14 protein-coding genes are annotated in these 14,183 nt (G+C 69.0%); 11 read left to right on the plus strand and 3 right to left on the minus strand.

Translation table 11 applies throughout. The features are described from left to right. The 5 genes from RDU12_RS04740 to RDU12_RS04760 form a co-directional block, all read left to right on the plus strand. Window positions 1–1,145, plus strand: a 1,145-nt coding sequence (locus RDU12_RS04740) for an NnrS family protein (protein WP_308684176.1), incomplete at its 5' end; no start/stop codon positions are given. A 50-nt stretch (window positions 1,146–1,195) separates the two neighbouring features. Further along, window positions 1,196–1,651, plus strand: coding sequence for a YbaN family protein (locus RDU12_RS04745; RefSeq protein ID WP_308684177.1), 456 nt, complete (start codon window positions 1,196–1,198; stop codon window positions 1,649–1,651). Window positions 1,652–1,680: 29 nt separating this feature from the next. Beyond that, entirely contained in the window at window positions 1,681–3,450 is a 1,770-nt protein-coding gene (locus tag RDU12_RS04750; protein WP_308684178.1) for a pyridoxal-dependent decarboxylase, read from the plus strand. 248 nt (window positions 3,451–3,698) lie between these two features. Then, the gene (gene nirK / locus RDU12_RS04755; RefSeq protein ID WP_300290656.1) at window positions 3,699–4,739 is read left to right on the plus strand and encodes a copper-containing nitrite reductase; all 1,041 of its coding nucleotides are present in this window, start codon (window positions 3,699–3,701) and stop codon (window positions 4,737–4,739) included. A gap of 79 nt (window positions 4,740–4,818) precedes the next feature. After that, a complete protein-coding gene (locus RDU12_RS04760) occupies window positions 4,819–6,015 on the plus strand; it encodes a hypothetical protein (RefSeq protein WP_300290654.1) in 1,197 nt (398 codons plus the stop codon). 36 nt (window positions 6,016–6,051) lie between these two features. On the opposite strand, the gene RDU12_RS04765 is transcribed toward RDU12_RS04760, so the two are convergent. Next, window positions 6,052–8,286 carry an adenosylcobalamin-dependent ribonucleoside-diphosphate reductase gene (locus tag RDU12_RS04765; protein ID WP_300290651.1) on the minus strand — a complete coding sequence of 745 codons (2,235 nt, stop codon included), beginning with the start codon at window positions 8,284–8,286 and terminating at the stop codon, window positions 6,052–6,054. Between the two features lie 114 nt (window positions 8,287–8,400). On the opposite strand from RDU12_RS04765, the gene RDU12_RS04770 reads away from it, so the two are divergent. Both RDU12_RS04770 and RDU12_RS04775 read left to right on the plus strand, forming a co-directional pair. Beyond that, entirely contained in the window at window positions 8,401–9,039 is a 639-nt protein-coding gene (locus tag RDU12_RS04770; RefSeq protein WP_300290649.1) for a hemerythrin domain-containing protein, read from the plus strand. 65 nt (window positions 9,040–9,104) lie between these two features. Further along, the gene (locus RDU12_RS04775) at window positions 9,105–9,551 is read left to right on the plus strand and encodes a pseudoazurin (RefSeq protein ID WP_300290647.1); all 447 of its coding nucleotides are present in this window, start codon (window positions 9,105–9,107) and stop codon (window positions 9,549–9,551) included. Between the two features lie 85 nt (window positions 9,552–9,636). Here the strand turns inward: RDU12_RS04775 and RDU12_RS04780 are convergent, their stop codons facing one another. Next, entirely contained in the window at window positions 9,637–10,338 is a 702-nt protein-coding gene (locus RDU12_RS04780) for a Crp/Fnr family transcriptional regulator (RefSeq protein ID WP_300290057.1), read from the minus strand. A 158-nt stretch (window positions 10,339–10,496) separates the two neighbouring features. On the opposite strand from RDU12_RS04780, the gene RDU12_RS04785 reads away from it, so the two are divergent. Beyond that, on the plus strand, window positions 10,497–11,183 hold the full coding sequence (locus tag RDU12_RS04785) for a helix-turn-helix domain-containing protein (protein ID WP_308684179.1): 687 nt from the start codon (window positions 10,497–10,499) through the stop codon (window positions 11,181–11,183). Next, a complete protein-coding gene (locus tag RDU12_RS04790) occupies window positions 11,180–11,572 on the plus strand; it encodes a response regulator transcription factor (RefSeq protein WP_300290059.1) in 393 nt (130 codons plus the stop codon). Before RDU12_RS04785 ends, RDU12_RS04790 begins: the two co-directional genes overlap by 4 nt. 17 nt (window positions 11,573–11,589) lie before the next feature. Here the strand turns inward: RDU12_RS04790 and RDU12_RS04795 are convergent, their stop codons facing one another. Further along, window positions 11,590–11,859 carry a hypothetical protein gene (locus tag RDU12_RS04795; RefSeq protein WP_300290060.1) on the minus strand — a complete coding sequence of 90 codons (270 nt, stop codon included), beginning with the start codon at window positions 11,857–11,859 and terminating at the stop codon, window positions 11,590–11,592. A gap of 290 nt (window positions 11,860–12,149) precedes the next feature. On the opposite strand from RDU12_RS04795, the gene ccoN reads away from it, so the two are divergent. Both ccoN and ccoO read left to right on the plus strand, forming a co-directional pair. After that, a complete protein-coding gene (gene ccoN / locus RDU12_RS04800; protein WP_374990188.1) occupies window positions 12,150–13,637 on the plus strand; it encodes a cytochrome-c oxidase, cbb3-type subunit I in 1,488 nt (495 codons plus the stop codon). Between the two features lie 10 nt (window positions 13,638–13,647). Next, the coding region (gene ccoO / locus RDU12_RS04805) for a cytochrome-c oxidase, cbb3-type subunit II (protein WP_308684180.1) at window positions 13,648–14,183 on the plus strand (536 nt) is incomplete at its 3' end.

A 14,183-nucleotide genomic window follows, 5' to 3' on the forward strand; every position in this document is an offset into this window, starting at 1 on the left:
CTCCGCCCCTGTTCAGTTTCGGCTTCAGGCCCTTCTTCCTATTCTCGGCCGTGTGGGCGGCGGCCGCCGTGCCGATCTGGATCGCGTCGATGACGCTGGGCGACGGGACCGTCGGCGGGGTGGACGGGCGGCTGTGGCACATCCACGAGATGCTGTTCGGCTATCTGGCCGGGGTCATCGCCGGCTTCCTGCTGACGGCCGTGCCCAACTGGACCGGCCGCCTGCCGGTGACCGGCGCGAAGCTGGCGGGCCTGTTCGCCCTGTGGGTCGCGGGCCGGGCCGCGGGCTTTCTCCCGATGTCGATGGCCGTCCCGGCCGCCGTGATCGACAGCGCCTTTCTGGTCGTGTTCGCGGCGGTGATCTGGCGCGAGGTGCTGGCGGCGAAGAACCGGCGCAACCTGCCGGTCTGCCTGCTGGTGTCGGTGCTGGCCGCGGCCAACATCGCCTTCCACCTGCGGGATCAGATCCCGCTGTTCGGACCGGGCGGCGAGCGCGCCGCCGTGGCGGTGGTGACCGGGCTGATCGCCCTGATCGGCGGCCGGGTGACGCCCAGCTTCACCCAGAACTGGACCCGGGCGCACGGGATCGCCAAGGGACCGGCCGCCTTCAATCGCTTCGACGCCGGCGTGCTGGCGTTGACCGCGGTGGCGCTCATCGCCTGGGTGGCGGCGCCGTGGTCGCCCCTGACCGGCGCGGCCATGGTCCTCGCCGGCGCGGCCAATCTGGCGAGGCTGGCGCGCTGGCGCGGCTGGCTGGCGCGGCGCGAGGCGCTGGTCTGGATTCTCCACCTCGGCTACGCGTGGCTGGCGCTGGGGCTGGTCCTGCTGGGACTGACCGCCCTGGTCCCGGAGGCCGTGCCGTTCACGGCGGGCGTGCACGCCCTGACCAGCGGGGCCATGGGGGTCGAGACCCTGGCCATGATGACGCGGGCCACGCGGGGTCATACCGGTCGCCCGCGGGTCGCCGACCGTTCGACGACCGCCATCTACCTGCTGGTTCTGTCAGCGGCGGTCGTGCGGGTTTCGGCGCCGTTCCTGACGGATTGGACCATCGCCCTGCTGGCCCTTTCGGCGACGCTGTGGGCGCTGGCCTTCGCGGGCTTCGTCGCCGTCTACGGGCCGATGCTGTGGCGCCGGTCGCTGTGATGTTGCGCTTGCGCAAGGCGGCGCGGATCGGAACATGCGACGCATTCGCCATGACCCGCCCTGCTTCCGACTATTGCGATCCGGCGCTGTGTCCCACCGACCTGTGTTGTTACGGGGAGTGCCAGTGCGCCCCTTCCGCGGCTTCCGGCGACCGGCGGCGGCTGATGCTGCAGGCGCTGGGACTGGCGGCGGCGGCCTTGGCGGTGGCGGGGGTGGCCCTGCCGGTGCTGCCCACGACGCCGTTCGTCCTTCTCTCGGCCTGGGCCTTCGCCCGATCCTCGCCGCGCCTTGAGGCGTGGCTGCGGGACCACGCCCGGCTGGGTCCGCCGCTGGCGGCCTGGGAGCAACGCCGCGCCATCCCGCGGGGCGCCAAGGCGGTCGCGGTGGTGAGCCTCCCCCTCAGCGGGCTGCTGGTTCATGCGGCGGGAGCCGGTCTCGCCGTCACGGCCGTTGCGGGACTGGTGCTGGCCTGCGTGGGCGGCTGGATCTTGACCCGACCGTCGTGAACACGAGCCGACAAACCTCCGGAGATTCCATGAGCCTGTCCCCCGCCGCTGTGGTCGCCGGCGCCTATTTTCCCGGCCCGCGCTCGGAAAACGAGACCTGGGTGCGCGGCGAGTTCCAGGCTGTGCTGGATCAATGGTTCGACTGGCGCAAGAGCCTGTTCGCCGACGACCCCCGGCTGGTGGGGCCGGCGGACCGGCTGTCGCCCGGGCGGCTGGAGCGCCGGGAAATCCTGTCCCGGGAGCTGGCCGAACTCTGCGAGGCCCTGACCGCGGAAACGCCGACCTACACCCCTCGCTACATCGGTCACATGAAGGCCGAGGTGTCGCTGCCGGCGCTGCTGGGCTGGCTGGCGGCCATGCTGCACAATCCCAACAACACCTCGCGCGAGGCCAGCAAGGTCGGCACGGTGATCGAGGCCGAGGCCATCGCCATGTTGGCGACCATGGTCGGCTATGACCCGGCGAGGGCCGAGGGCCATTTCACCTCCGGCGGCACGGTGGCCAATTTCGAGGCGGTCTGGCGGGCTCGCTATCGGCTCGATCACTGGCTCAGCCTCGGGCTGCACATCGCCGAGAAGACCGGGGAGCCCCTCGACGTCTTCGCATCGGCCCACATGGGCTGGACGCGGTTCCGGGAACTCTGGGCCGAACACGGGCTGACCGATGCGGTCCTGCGCCGCTGCAGCGCCGCCATCGGCGTGCCGGCCGACATCTGGCGCCGGATCGGCCGCGCCGCCGGGCGCGACTATATGGGCCCCGTGCTGCTGGTCCCGGGCAACAAACACTATTCCTGGTCGAAGGCCGCCAACCTGTTCGGTCTGGGCGAGGAGTCGCTGTGGGCGGTGGGGCTCGACGCCGACGGGCGTCTGGACGTCGACGATCTGGAGCGACTGATGCGGCGGGCCGAGACCGAGGATCGGCCGGTGCTGATGGCGGTCGGCGTGGCCGGCACCACGGAGACGGGCGAGATCGATCCGATCGACGCGCTGCATGATCGGCTGGAGCAGTGGGAGGCCGACCGCGGCCTGCACATCTGGCGGCATGTCGACGCGGCCTATGGCGGCTTCCTGTGCGCCATCCTCGGCGGTCCGGACGAAGATGTGCTGTCCCGGGCCAGCGCTTCGGCCCTGCGCGCCATCGGCCGGGCCGATTCGGTGACCATCGACCCGCACAAGCTGGGCTATGTGCCCTACGCCTGCGGCGCCTTCCTGACCCGCGACAGGGCGCGCTACGCCGTTTCGGCCTTCGACGCCCCCTATCTGGATCGCCCCGAGCTCGGCGACGGCAAATGGTCGTCGACGCTGGAGGGGTCGCGCTCGGCGGCCGGCGCCGCGGCGGTCTGGCTGAGCGGACGGACCATCGGCTTCGATCCGGCCGGCCTGGGCGCCCTGCTGGCCGAGACGGTGCGGGCGCGCCAGGCGTTCGAGGCGGCTCTGGGCGCCGCCGTGCCGGAGGTCCGTTTTCTCGAGCCCGCCGACGCCAATATCGTCTGCTTCTCCGTGGCCGCGCCCGGCGAAGCCCTGTCCAGCGCCAACGCCCGCACCTCGGCCCTGTTCGAGCACATCCACCGGTCGCCGGAGTTTTCCGTTTCGAAGACGACCCTGGGGGCCGACTACGCCGCGGTCATCGCCCGCCACGTCGATGGCTACGGCGGCGTCGTCGACGCGCCGGGCATGGTGCTGGTGCGCTGCGTCTTCATGAACCCCTACTGGGCCGCGCCCGAATTCCGGACCGCCCTGTTCCCGGCGTTCATCGACCTGGTCCGCCGGAGCCTCGATCGACCTCCTGAGGCGGCTTGACCGCTGCAGGCGAACGTCGCCCGCGGGCCTACGTAGGAACCCTATACGGGAACATACCCAGGTCGGGGCGACGCGTTCAGAGAGTCGCACAAATCATTGAAATAGCACATATTTATATGGAGCTGCCGAGGGTGGCCCGCGCCCTGTCGGCCGCCTCCCGGAGAAGGTTGTGCGCGCGCAATGTCGGGCGCCGGGGAGGCCCCTAGACCCGTCCCCATTGGGGCCGCTGAGAGCCCCGGGGAATGACAATGAAACTCTTCGCTCTTCTCACCAGCGCCGCCGTTCTGGCCCTCGCCGCCACCGCTCCCGGCGTCGTCTCCGCCCAGGAGGCCGACGCCGCGGCGCCGGCCGCGGCCATCAACATCATCCGGAGCGCGAGCGACCTGCCTGGACCGCTGAACGTCAACAGCCCGCGTCACCATGTGGTCGGGCTGGAGACCACGGAGGTCATCGGCCAACTCGAGGACGGGACCAGCTACACCTACTGGACCTACAACAATAAGGTCCCCGGACCCTTCGTCCGCGTCCGGGTCGGCGACACGGTCGAGGTCAACATGACCAACGCCGCCGACAGCGTGATGATGCACAATGTCGACTTCCACGCCGTGACCGGACCCGGCGGCGGCGCGGCGGCGACCAACGCCAATCCGGGCGAGACCAAATCCTTCACCTTCAAGGCCCTGCAGCCCGGCCTCTATGTCTACCACTGCGCCACGCCGATGGTGGCCCAGCACATCTCCAACGGCATGTACGGCCTGATCCTGGTCGAGCCGGAGGGCGGCCTGCCCGAGGTCGATCACGAGTTCTATGTGATGCAGGGCGAGATCTACACGGAAGAAGAGCAGGGCACGCCGGGCCTGCTGACCGAGAGCGTCGAGAAGCTGCTCAACGAACAGCCGACCTATTATGTGATGAACGGCGCCTTCAAGGCCCTGACCGGGGACAACGCCCTCAAGGCCGAGGTCGGCGACACTGCCCGCATCTATTTCGGCGTTGGCGGGCCGAACAAGATCTCCAGCTTCCACGTCATCGGCGAGATCTTCGACACCGTCTATCGCGACGCTTCGTTGACCAGCCCGCCGATCACCGACGTTCAGACCGTGCTGGTGCCTCCCGGCGGGGCCACGGTGGTGGACCTGAAGTTCGAGGTGCCCGGCAGCTACATCATGGTCGATCACGCCCTGAGCCGGGTCGATCGCGGAGCCGCCGGCATCATCGAGGTCACCGGTCCGCAGAACCCCGAAATCTTCCGGGGTTCTCCGGAGGCCCACAACCACATGGAACACTAGTCGCCAGTCTGGTGTGCGACCTGCGGCCGTCGGGGATATATCTTCGGCGGCCGCTTTTTTCCCAGCGGGAGAGAAGATCATGACGATGACACGCACGGCGGCGCTGGCCCTCATGCTCACCGTCGTCCCGGCCGCGGCCTGGGCCCAGACGCCTGACGCCGACGCCCGCGTCCTGTTCGAGACCCGGCTGCGCAGCGAGACGGTCGACCAGCAGGGCTTCATCGAGCGGGCTCATGCCCTGACCCTGAGGACGCGGCTGGGCTGGCGCTCGCCCACGACGCACGGTCTGCAGTGGTTGATCGAGGGGGAGGGCGTCGCGGTGCTGGATGACCGCTATTCCGCGCCGGTCGATCCCGTTCCCGGCCGTCCGGCGGTGGCTGACGGCGAGACGGTCGAGCTGAACCGGGCGCAGGTGCGCTGGACGGGCCTGCCCGACACGGAGATTACCGTCGGGCGGCAGCGGCTGATCGTCGGCAACAGCCGGTTCGTCGGCAATGTCGGCTGGCGCCAGAACGAACAGACCTTCGATGCGGTCAAGCTGTCGACCACTGCGCTCAAACCCGTGGCGCTGACATATGTCTTCGCCGACCGGGTGCAGCGGCCGCTCGGCCACGAGCATCCGCAGGGGGTGTGGCGCGGCGACATCCACCTGGTGCAGGCCGAGACGGATACGCCCGTCGGCCGGCTGAGCGGATTCGGTCTGGCCATCGATCTGGACAATGCGCCCGTCCAGTCCTCGACTACGGTGGGGGCGCGGCTGGCCGGTTCGCGGTCGGTGTCCGGAGACCTGTCGCTGACCTGGGCCGGCGAATATGCGGTGCAGACCGACGCCGGGGCCAATCCGGCTGACTATTCCCTGGACTTCCAGGCGGCGGCCGTGGGGCTTCAGACGCCGCGCTGGTCGGTCGGCGCGGGCTATGAGCGGTTCGACGGCGACGGGGTCTCGGGCTTCCAGACCCCGCTGGGCACCGGCCACGGCTTCCTCGGCTGGTCGGACGTGATCACCACGACGCCGGCCTTCGGGGTGCGCGACCTGTTCCTGCGCGGCCATGTCGGGGTCCCGGCCTGGGGCCGCACCCTTCGCCTGAGCGCCGAGGCGCACGCCTTCCATGACGCCGACGGGGACGTCGAACTGGGCCGGGAACTGGATCTGTCGGCGACCCTGCCGATCGACACCCACTGGTCGGTGGAGCTGAAGGCGGCGCATTTCGAAGGCGACCATCCCGCCTTCGGCGACGCCGACAAGGGCTGGCTGACCCTGGAATACCGCTACTGAAGGGAGGGGGCGATCCTCCGCCCCCTCCGGTTCAGCCTAGCCGCATTTCGAATAGCCGCACTCGAAGCAGGTGTCGCAGCCTTCCTTGCGGACCATGCCGGGCGTTCCGCAGCGGGGGCAGCAGGTCTTCGCAGCCGCTGTCGCCGTCGGAGCCGGAGCGGGTTCGTCGACCGCATGCTCCGTGCAGGCGGCCGCGTCGCGGGCCAGATGGCGCTCGATGATCCCGCCGATCGCCGCCAGCAGGGATGGCACATAGCGGCCGTTCAGCCAGCCGCCGCCGCGGGGGTCGAACACCGCCTTCAACTCTTCGGCGATGAAGGAGACGTCGCCGCCGCGCCGGAACACCGCCGAGATCATCCGCGTCAGGCCCAGGGTCCAGGCGTAGTGCTCCATGTTCTTGGAGTTGACGAAGATCTCGAACGGCCGCGGACCGTCGGGGCCTTCGACGTCGTTGATGGTGACGTAGACCGCGTGCGGGCTGTCGGGCCATTTGATCTTGTAGGTCGAACCGGTCAGGGCCTCGGGCCGCGGACTGAGGCGGATCTCGGCGGGCGGCGCCGGGGCGGGGGCGACGGCCGGCGTCGCGGCGAGCACCGAACCGGTCACGGCGTTCGGCCGGTAGGTGGTCAGGCCCTTGCAGCCCAGCCGCCAGCCCTCGACATAGACATCGGCGAAGGCGTCGAAGGCGATGTCCTCGGGGCAGTTGACGGTCTTGGAGATCGAGCTGTCGACCATCTGCTGCGCCGCCGCCTGCATGCGCAGGTGCTGGGCCGGAGTCAGGGTCTGGGCGGTGACGAAGGAGTCCGCAGGCGGCGGAGCGTCGCCGTGCAGCCGCTTCCACACCGTCAGGGCGTAGTCCTCGACCGCCTCCTCGCGCTTCGAGCCGTCGGGCTGCAGCACCTTGCGGGTGTAGGCGAAGGCGAACACCGGCTCGACGCCGGACGAGACGTTGCCGGCCATCAGCGAGGTCGTCCCGGTCGGGGCGATCGAGGTCAGGCAGCCGTTGCGCAGCCCGTGACGGGCGATCAGGGCGCGCGTCTCCTCGTCCAGCTCCAGCAGGTTTGGCCGGTCCAGCACGGCGGGGTCCCAGAGCGGGTAGGGGCCCTTCTCGCCGGCCAGTTCGGCCGAGGCGCGATAGGCCTCGCGCTTGATGACGCCCAGCCAGCGGCGGGTCAGCTCCGCCGCCTCTTCCTCGCCATAGGGGACGCCGCAGAACACCAGGGCGTCGGCCAGGCCGGTGACGCCGAGGCCCAGCCGCCGCTTGGCCCGCGCCTCCTCGGCCTGGGCCTCGAGCGGGAAGCGCGAGACGTCGATGACGTTGTCGAGGAAGCGGATGGCGGTGCGCGTGAGCTCGCCCAGCCGCTCTTCGTCGAGGGTCGCCCCGGGCTCGAACGGATTGTTGACCAGCCGCGCCAGATTGATCGAGCCCAGCAGGCAGGCGCCGTAGGGCGGCAGCATCTGTTCGCCACACGGATTGCTGGCCGAGATGGTCTCGACGCCGGCGAGATTGTTCCGCTCATTGACCCGGTCGATGAAGATCACACCGGGTTCCGCGACGTCGTAAGTCGCCTGCATCAGCCGGGCCCACAGGTCGCGGGCGGGAACGGTGCGATACGTCTCGCCGCCGAAGACGAGCGGCCAGTCCGCTCCCGCTTCGAGGGCGCGCATAAAGGCGTCGGGGACCAGCACCGAGACGTTGAAATTCCTCAGCCGGGCCGGGTCGCGCTTGGCGTCTATGAAGGCCTCGATGTCCGGGTGGTCGATGCGCAGACAGCCCATCATGGCCCCGCGACGCTGGCCGGCCGACAGGATGGTGCGGCACATGGAGTCCCACACGTCCATGAAGCTGAGCGGCCCCGAAGCGTCGGCGCCGACGCCCTTCACCGGCGCGCCGGACGGGCGGATGGTCGAGAAGTCCATGCCCACGCCGCCGCCCTGCTGCATGGTCACGGCGGCTTCGCGCACGGCCTCGAAGATGCCGTTCAGGTCGTCGGGCACCGTGCCCATGACGAAGCAGTTGAACAGGGTCACGGCGCGTCCGGTGCCGGCGCCCGCCATGATCCGGCCCGCGGGCAGGAACTGGAAGTCCGACAGGGCTTCGGCGAACCGCTCGCGCCACTGACGCCGGGCCTTGGGCGCCTCGGCCTCGGCGATGGCCGCCGCCACCCGGGCCCAGGTCTGCTCCACCGTGTCGTCGCCGGAGCCCTCGGTCGGCTTGAAGCGGTATTTGCTGGACCAGATGTCAGCCGCGAGCGGATTGTCGAACGCCATGGGAATCTCCTTCGCGCCGACGCTCGCCGATTCCCCCGGGGGGCGGATTGTCCGAGCGCAACGACGGGACAGTTCACCGCAGCCAATCGGGCGCCGTCACCGGGAGATGAGTCCATGCGGCCGCCGCCAGAACGCCTCGACCTGATTCCGGCCGCCGACCCGGCCGCCCTGCGGCGCTGGGGCGTGTCGGATTGCGGGCGGATCGACCGACGCTCCCTGACCCGCAGCCTCAGCCGCCTGCAACATGATGAGGCGGCGCCGCCTTCGGAGACGAGGCTCCTGGTCCGCCACATCCGCGAGCGCTATCATCAGGCTCTGATCGGGATCATCGAGGACGCCATCGCCCTGGCCACGGCTTGCGAGAAGACGCACAGCGGAAACGCGCTCTGGCCGCACGGCCTGTCCGATCAGCTGATCGAAATTCTGGAGGCGGTTGAGCACCACCAGCAGCGTGAGGACGCCGTGGTCTTTCCGATGCTGCTGGTCGGCGACCCCCGGGCGGCCGACGCGGTGAGGATGATGGAGGCCGAGCACGCCGGGATCCGCGCGCGCCTCGACCGCGTTCTCGCCCTGACCGGGGGATTCCAGGCTCCGACCCAGGCCTGCGCCAGCTGGCGGGTGCTGTACGTCCTGTGCTGCAAGGCTGACGTCGATATTCGCGAACAGATCAGGTTGGAGGAGGGCGAGCTTTTTACGCCCTGCATCCGGGACTCTACGGAGGCCCAGGTTTGTGCGACCGCAACGTTCACGTGAATGCCAAGACTAGAACAGGGCCATGCCGAGAACGTCTCTCGCATTCACCTTGAAAGTCTCAAGTCATGTTTCCGAAACTTCTCCCCATCGTCTGCGCCGGCGTGGCGCTGATGGCCGCAGGTCAGGCCGTGGCGGCCGAACATACGGTGCAGATGCTCAACCGCGGTCCCGGCGGCACGATGGTCTTCTCGCCCGCCGTCGTCCACGCCCGTCCCGGCGACACGATCCGCTATGTGCCGACGGACCCGGGCCACAACGCCGAAACTATCGCCGGAATGATCCCGGCCGGTGCGACGGTGCAGCGCGGCCCGATGGGCCGGGAGTTCGTTCTGCGGGTGACCCAGCCGGGCGTCTATGGCGTGAAATGCGCCCCGCACTACAGCATGGGCATGGTCGGACTGGTCCAGGTGGGAACGGCTGACGCCAATCTGGCGGCCGTGACCACGGCCGTGGGGCGCACGCCGCCGCTCGCGCGGCGCCGCTTCACCCAGATGCTGACCCAGATGCGTTGATCGGGGGAACGGAAGAGGGCCGGCCCTTGCGGGTCCGGCCCTCGTTCGGTCGATGAGGCGACCCGATCGGGAGGCCGCCGGCGGATCAGCCGACGCCGGTCTCCGCCAGCTGGGTCAGGGCGCGCGGGTCTCGCACGATGATCCGTCGCCGGGCGCTTGCGGTGACGCCGCGCTGGTCCAGGGCCGCCAGGGTGCGGCTGACCGTGTGCAGGGTCGAACCGGCCATTTCGGCGAGGTCCTGACGGGTGATCGGAAAGTCGATCTCGACGCCGTCGCCCGAGGGCCGCCCGGCCTTCTCCATGAGCCGCAACAGGGTGCGCGCGATTCGCTGCTCCACCCGTTCGCCGGTCATTTCGCCCATCCGGCTCTGCAGATCCAACAGGCGGGTTCCGGCGGCCGCGGTCGACCGCAGGCCGATCTCGGGGTGCGCCCGGATCAGCTGACGCAGGGCGGGAATGGTCCACCAGATTTCGACGCTGTCGACCACGGCGACGGCGTCGGCGGGAAAGGCCTGATTCATCAGGGCGGCGACGGTCCCGTACATCTCGCCCGGTCCGATGAAACGCAGCACCGCCTGGCTACCGTCGGCCCGGGTCTGGACGATCTTGACCCGTCCTTCCAGCAGGCTGTGGCCGCTGACTCCGGGGTCGCCCTGGGCGAAGACGCGCGTCCCCGCCGACAGGCGGCGAACCGAACCCGCCGCGACGACAAGCTCAAGCGCTTCCGGGCTCAGGCCGGAGAACATCTCGGAACGCCGCAGGGTTTCGATGTCGAAAGCGATGGGCATGAGGCGTGTCTGAAGGCCGACGACCGCGACGGCCATCGCACCAAAGGCTCGGGGTCGCGCGCCGTCGACTCCGGTAAATCCCCTAGGGGGGACTCCCGAATATCGGCGGGGAGGGGGCGGGCTCTAGTCTGTGGGCTCAAGTTGACCGGACCCGTCCCATGCCAGCTCTTCACACCCTCGCACCGATGGAACTGCAGACCGCGGCCCCGCGGACGCCGGTCGCGGACTGTGATCTGTGCGCCGCCTTCGCGACGGCGTCGGCGGCCCCGCGGTCGCCGTTCAAGGCGGGCGAACAGCTGTTCCGTCAGGGCGAGCCGGTCCGGCTGGTCTATCGCATCCAGAAGGGCGCCGTGATCAGCTACCGGCTGCTGAGCGACGGCCGCCGGCAGGTCACGGGCTTCCATCTGCCGGGGGACTTCGTCGGCCTGGAGGCCGGCATCGAGCACGCCACCACCGCCGAGACCCTGAGCACGGTTCACGCCTCGGCCATGGAGCGGGTGGAGCTGGCGGAGCGCGCCGCGACGGATTCAGGTCTGGTCCGGGCCCTGTGGCAGGTCACCGTCCGCGCCTTCCATCGCAGCGAGGATCACGCCCTCATCCTCTCCCGGCAGGCGGCGAACGAGCGTGTCGTGGCCTTTCTCCTCGATTTCGCCGAACGCCTTGGCCACCCCGAATTCATCGACCTGCCAATGACCCGCCAGGACATCGCGGACCATGTCGGTCTGACCATTCACACCGTCTCGAGGACCCTGTCCCAGCTGCAGACCGAGGGATTGATCGAGGCCCGTTCCACCCGCCACGTGCGCCTGCTGCAGCGCGGCCGTCTGGAAGCCATCTGCGCGTGACCCTTCTCCCCATCATTCGGGAAGCGCGTCCGGCCGTCATCCTCGTGGACGACGACCCGGCGGTCGCGCACGCCGTGCAGTTCTCGTTCGATCTCGAGGGGCTGGACGTGCGCAGCTTCAGCGACGCCGAGAGCGTGCTGGCGTCAGGAGACCTGCCGCCCAAGGGCTGTCTGGTGCTCGACTACAACCTGCCGGGCGCAGACGGGCTGGAGCTGCTGGATCGGCTCCGGGCGAAGGGCGTGAGCATGCCGGCGGTGCTGATCACGACCAATCCGCGCACCCTGCTCAGGGCCCGCGCAGCGATGGCGGGGGTTCCGATCATCGAGAAGCCCCTGCTCACGGACGCCCTGCTGACTGCGGTGCGAAGCGCGCTCACCCACGAGGCGTGAACGCCGTCGCCCCGGTCTCAGGCGCGCGCTGCGCCGGGTTGATCGAGACGGGGGTCCTGGCGAAGCGCCACGCCCGCGAGGATGACGCCACAGGACGACAACAGGCTCGCCGCAGAGACGACGCACAGGATGCAATGGCCCGTCACGGGTCCGCACAGATTCGCCGCGGTCGCCATATGTTCGGCGGCGGCGATCCCGATGCCGATCGACGATATCGCCAGCACCGCGCCGCCGGTGACCAGGCCCGCGCCGAGCGTCTTCGAATCCGGGGTGTTGTCGCCTTGCATTCGCAGCCTCCGTAGACCGTATGAACATGATTTTCGGACGTCAGCTTTGCGTTGGCGCAAAGCGGCGCGGGGCGAGTCCGGGCACGCAGGGAACTCTGTCACAAGGGCCCAGCCGAATGCCGACAACCGTCTCACAGGATACCGATACGCCAGGCGACGTCGTCGCCCTGTTCCTGTTCGTGGGCGTTGCGGCGGTGGTGGCCCTGCTGGCCACCGCCTTCACCGACGACGCGGCCTTCCGCTTCCACGGCTATTTCCTGATGGCGGCCTCGGTCCTGGCGCTGGCCGCCATGACCATCGGCGTGGCCCACGGCCGGTTCCGCTCGGACCCGGGCAAGTACGAGGACGGCGTCATCCGCGCCGGGGTCATCGCCACCATGTTCTGGGGCGTCATCGGCATGACGGTCGGCGTCTTCATCGCCGCCCAGCTGTCGTGGCCGGAGATCTTCTATTTCCCTGAGCACGGCTGGCTCAACTTCGGTCGGCTGCGGCCGCTGCACACCTCGGGCGTGATCTTCGCCTTCGGCGGCAACGCCCTGATCTGCACGTCTTTCTGGGTCGTGCAGCGCACCTGCAAGGCGCGGCTGGCCGGCGGCGTGTGGCCGTGGTTCGTGTTCTGGGGCTACCAGCTGTTCATCGTCCTGGCGGCCACCGGCTATGTCGCCGGCATCACCCAGTCGCGCGAATACGCCGAGCCGGAGTGGTACGTCGACCTGTGGCTGACCATCGTCTGGGTCGCCTATCTGTTCGTCTTCCTGGGCACCATCTGGAAGCGCAAGGAACCCCACATCTACGTGGCCAACTGGTTCTACCTGGCCTTCATCGTCACCATTGCCCTGCTGCACCTGGTCAACAACGCCGCGGTGCCGGTCGGCCTGCTGGAGGCGCGCAGCTATTCGGCCTTCGGCGGGGTCCAGGACGCCCTGGTCCAGTGGTGGTACGGCCACAACGCCGTGGGCTTCTTCCTGACCGCCGGCTTCCTGGCGATGATGTACTATTTCGTGCCCAAGCGGGTGGAGCGGCCGGTCTATTCCTACCGCCTGTCGATCGTCCACTTCTGGTCGCTGATCTTCATCTACATCTGGGCGGGTCCGCACCACCTGCACTACACGGCCCTGCCGCAGTGGGCCCAGACGCTGGGCATGACCTTCTCGATCATGCTGTGGATGCCGTCCTGGGGCGGGATGATCAACGGCCTGATGACCCTGTCGGGGGCGTGGGACAAGCTGCGCACCGACCCGGTGGTCCGCATGATGGTCGTGGCCATCGCCTTCTACGGAATGTCGACCTTCGAGGGGCCGCTGATGTCCATCCGGACGGTCAACGCCCTGTCGCACTACACCGACTGGACCATCGGCCACGTCCACTCCGGCGCCCTGGGCTGGGTCGGCTTCATCAGCTTCGGCGCCATCTACTGCATGGTCCCCTGGCTGTGGAAGAAGGAGCGCCTGTACTCCAACGCCCTGGTCGAGTGGCATTTCTGGATCGCGACGACCGGCATCGTTCTCTACATCACCGCGATGTGGGTCTCCGGCATTATGGAAGGCCTGATGTGGCGCGAGTACACGCCTGACGGCTTCCTCGCGAACAGCTTCATCGAGACCGTGTCGGCCAAGCACATCCAGAACGTCATCCGCACCGTCGGCGGCCTGATGTTCCTGAGCGGCACTGTCATCATGTCCTACAACCTGTGGCGAACGATCCGCATGCCGTCCGCGCGCGCCTCCGCGAACGTGCCGGCGACGACGATCGAGCCGCAACTCCTGCCGGCCGAGTGAGGATCGCACCATGTGGAAGAAGCACGCGAAATTCGAGCGCCACTCGCTCTGGCTGGTGATGGGGATCACCGTCGTCGTGTCGATCGGCGGCCTCGTGGAGATCGCCCCGCTGTTCTGGGTCGAGAGCACGATCGAGGAGGTCGAGGGCGTCCGGCCCTACACCCCGCTCGAGCTGGCCGGCCGTGACATCTACATCGGCGAGGGCTGCTACAGCTGCCACTCGCAGATGATCCGCCCGCTGCGCGACGAAGTCGAACGCTACGGCCACTACAGCCTCGCCGCCGAGAGCATGTACGACCATCCGTTCCAGTGGGGGTCCAAGCGCACCGGGCCTGATCTGGCGCGGGTCGGCGGCAAATATTCGAACGAGTGGCACCGCGAGCACCTGGATAATCCCCGGTCGGTGGTGCCGGAGTCCAACATGCCGCCCTACGCCTTCCTGGCCGACCAGGACCTGGACCAGCACGCCATCCAGGCGAAGCTGCGGGCCATGGTGGCGGTCGGCGTGCCCTACACCGCCGACCAGATCGAGAACGCCGAGGCTGA

Source organism: Brevundimonas sp., from assembly GCF_031082345.1.
GTDB lineage: Bacteria > Pseudomonadota > Alphaproteobacteria > Caulobacterales > Caulobacteraceae > Brevundimonas.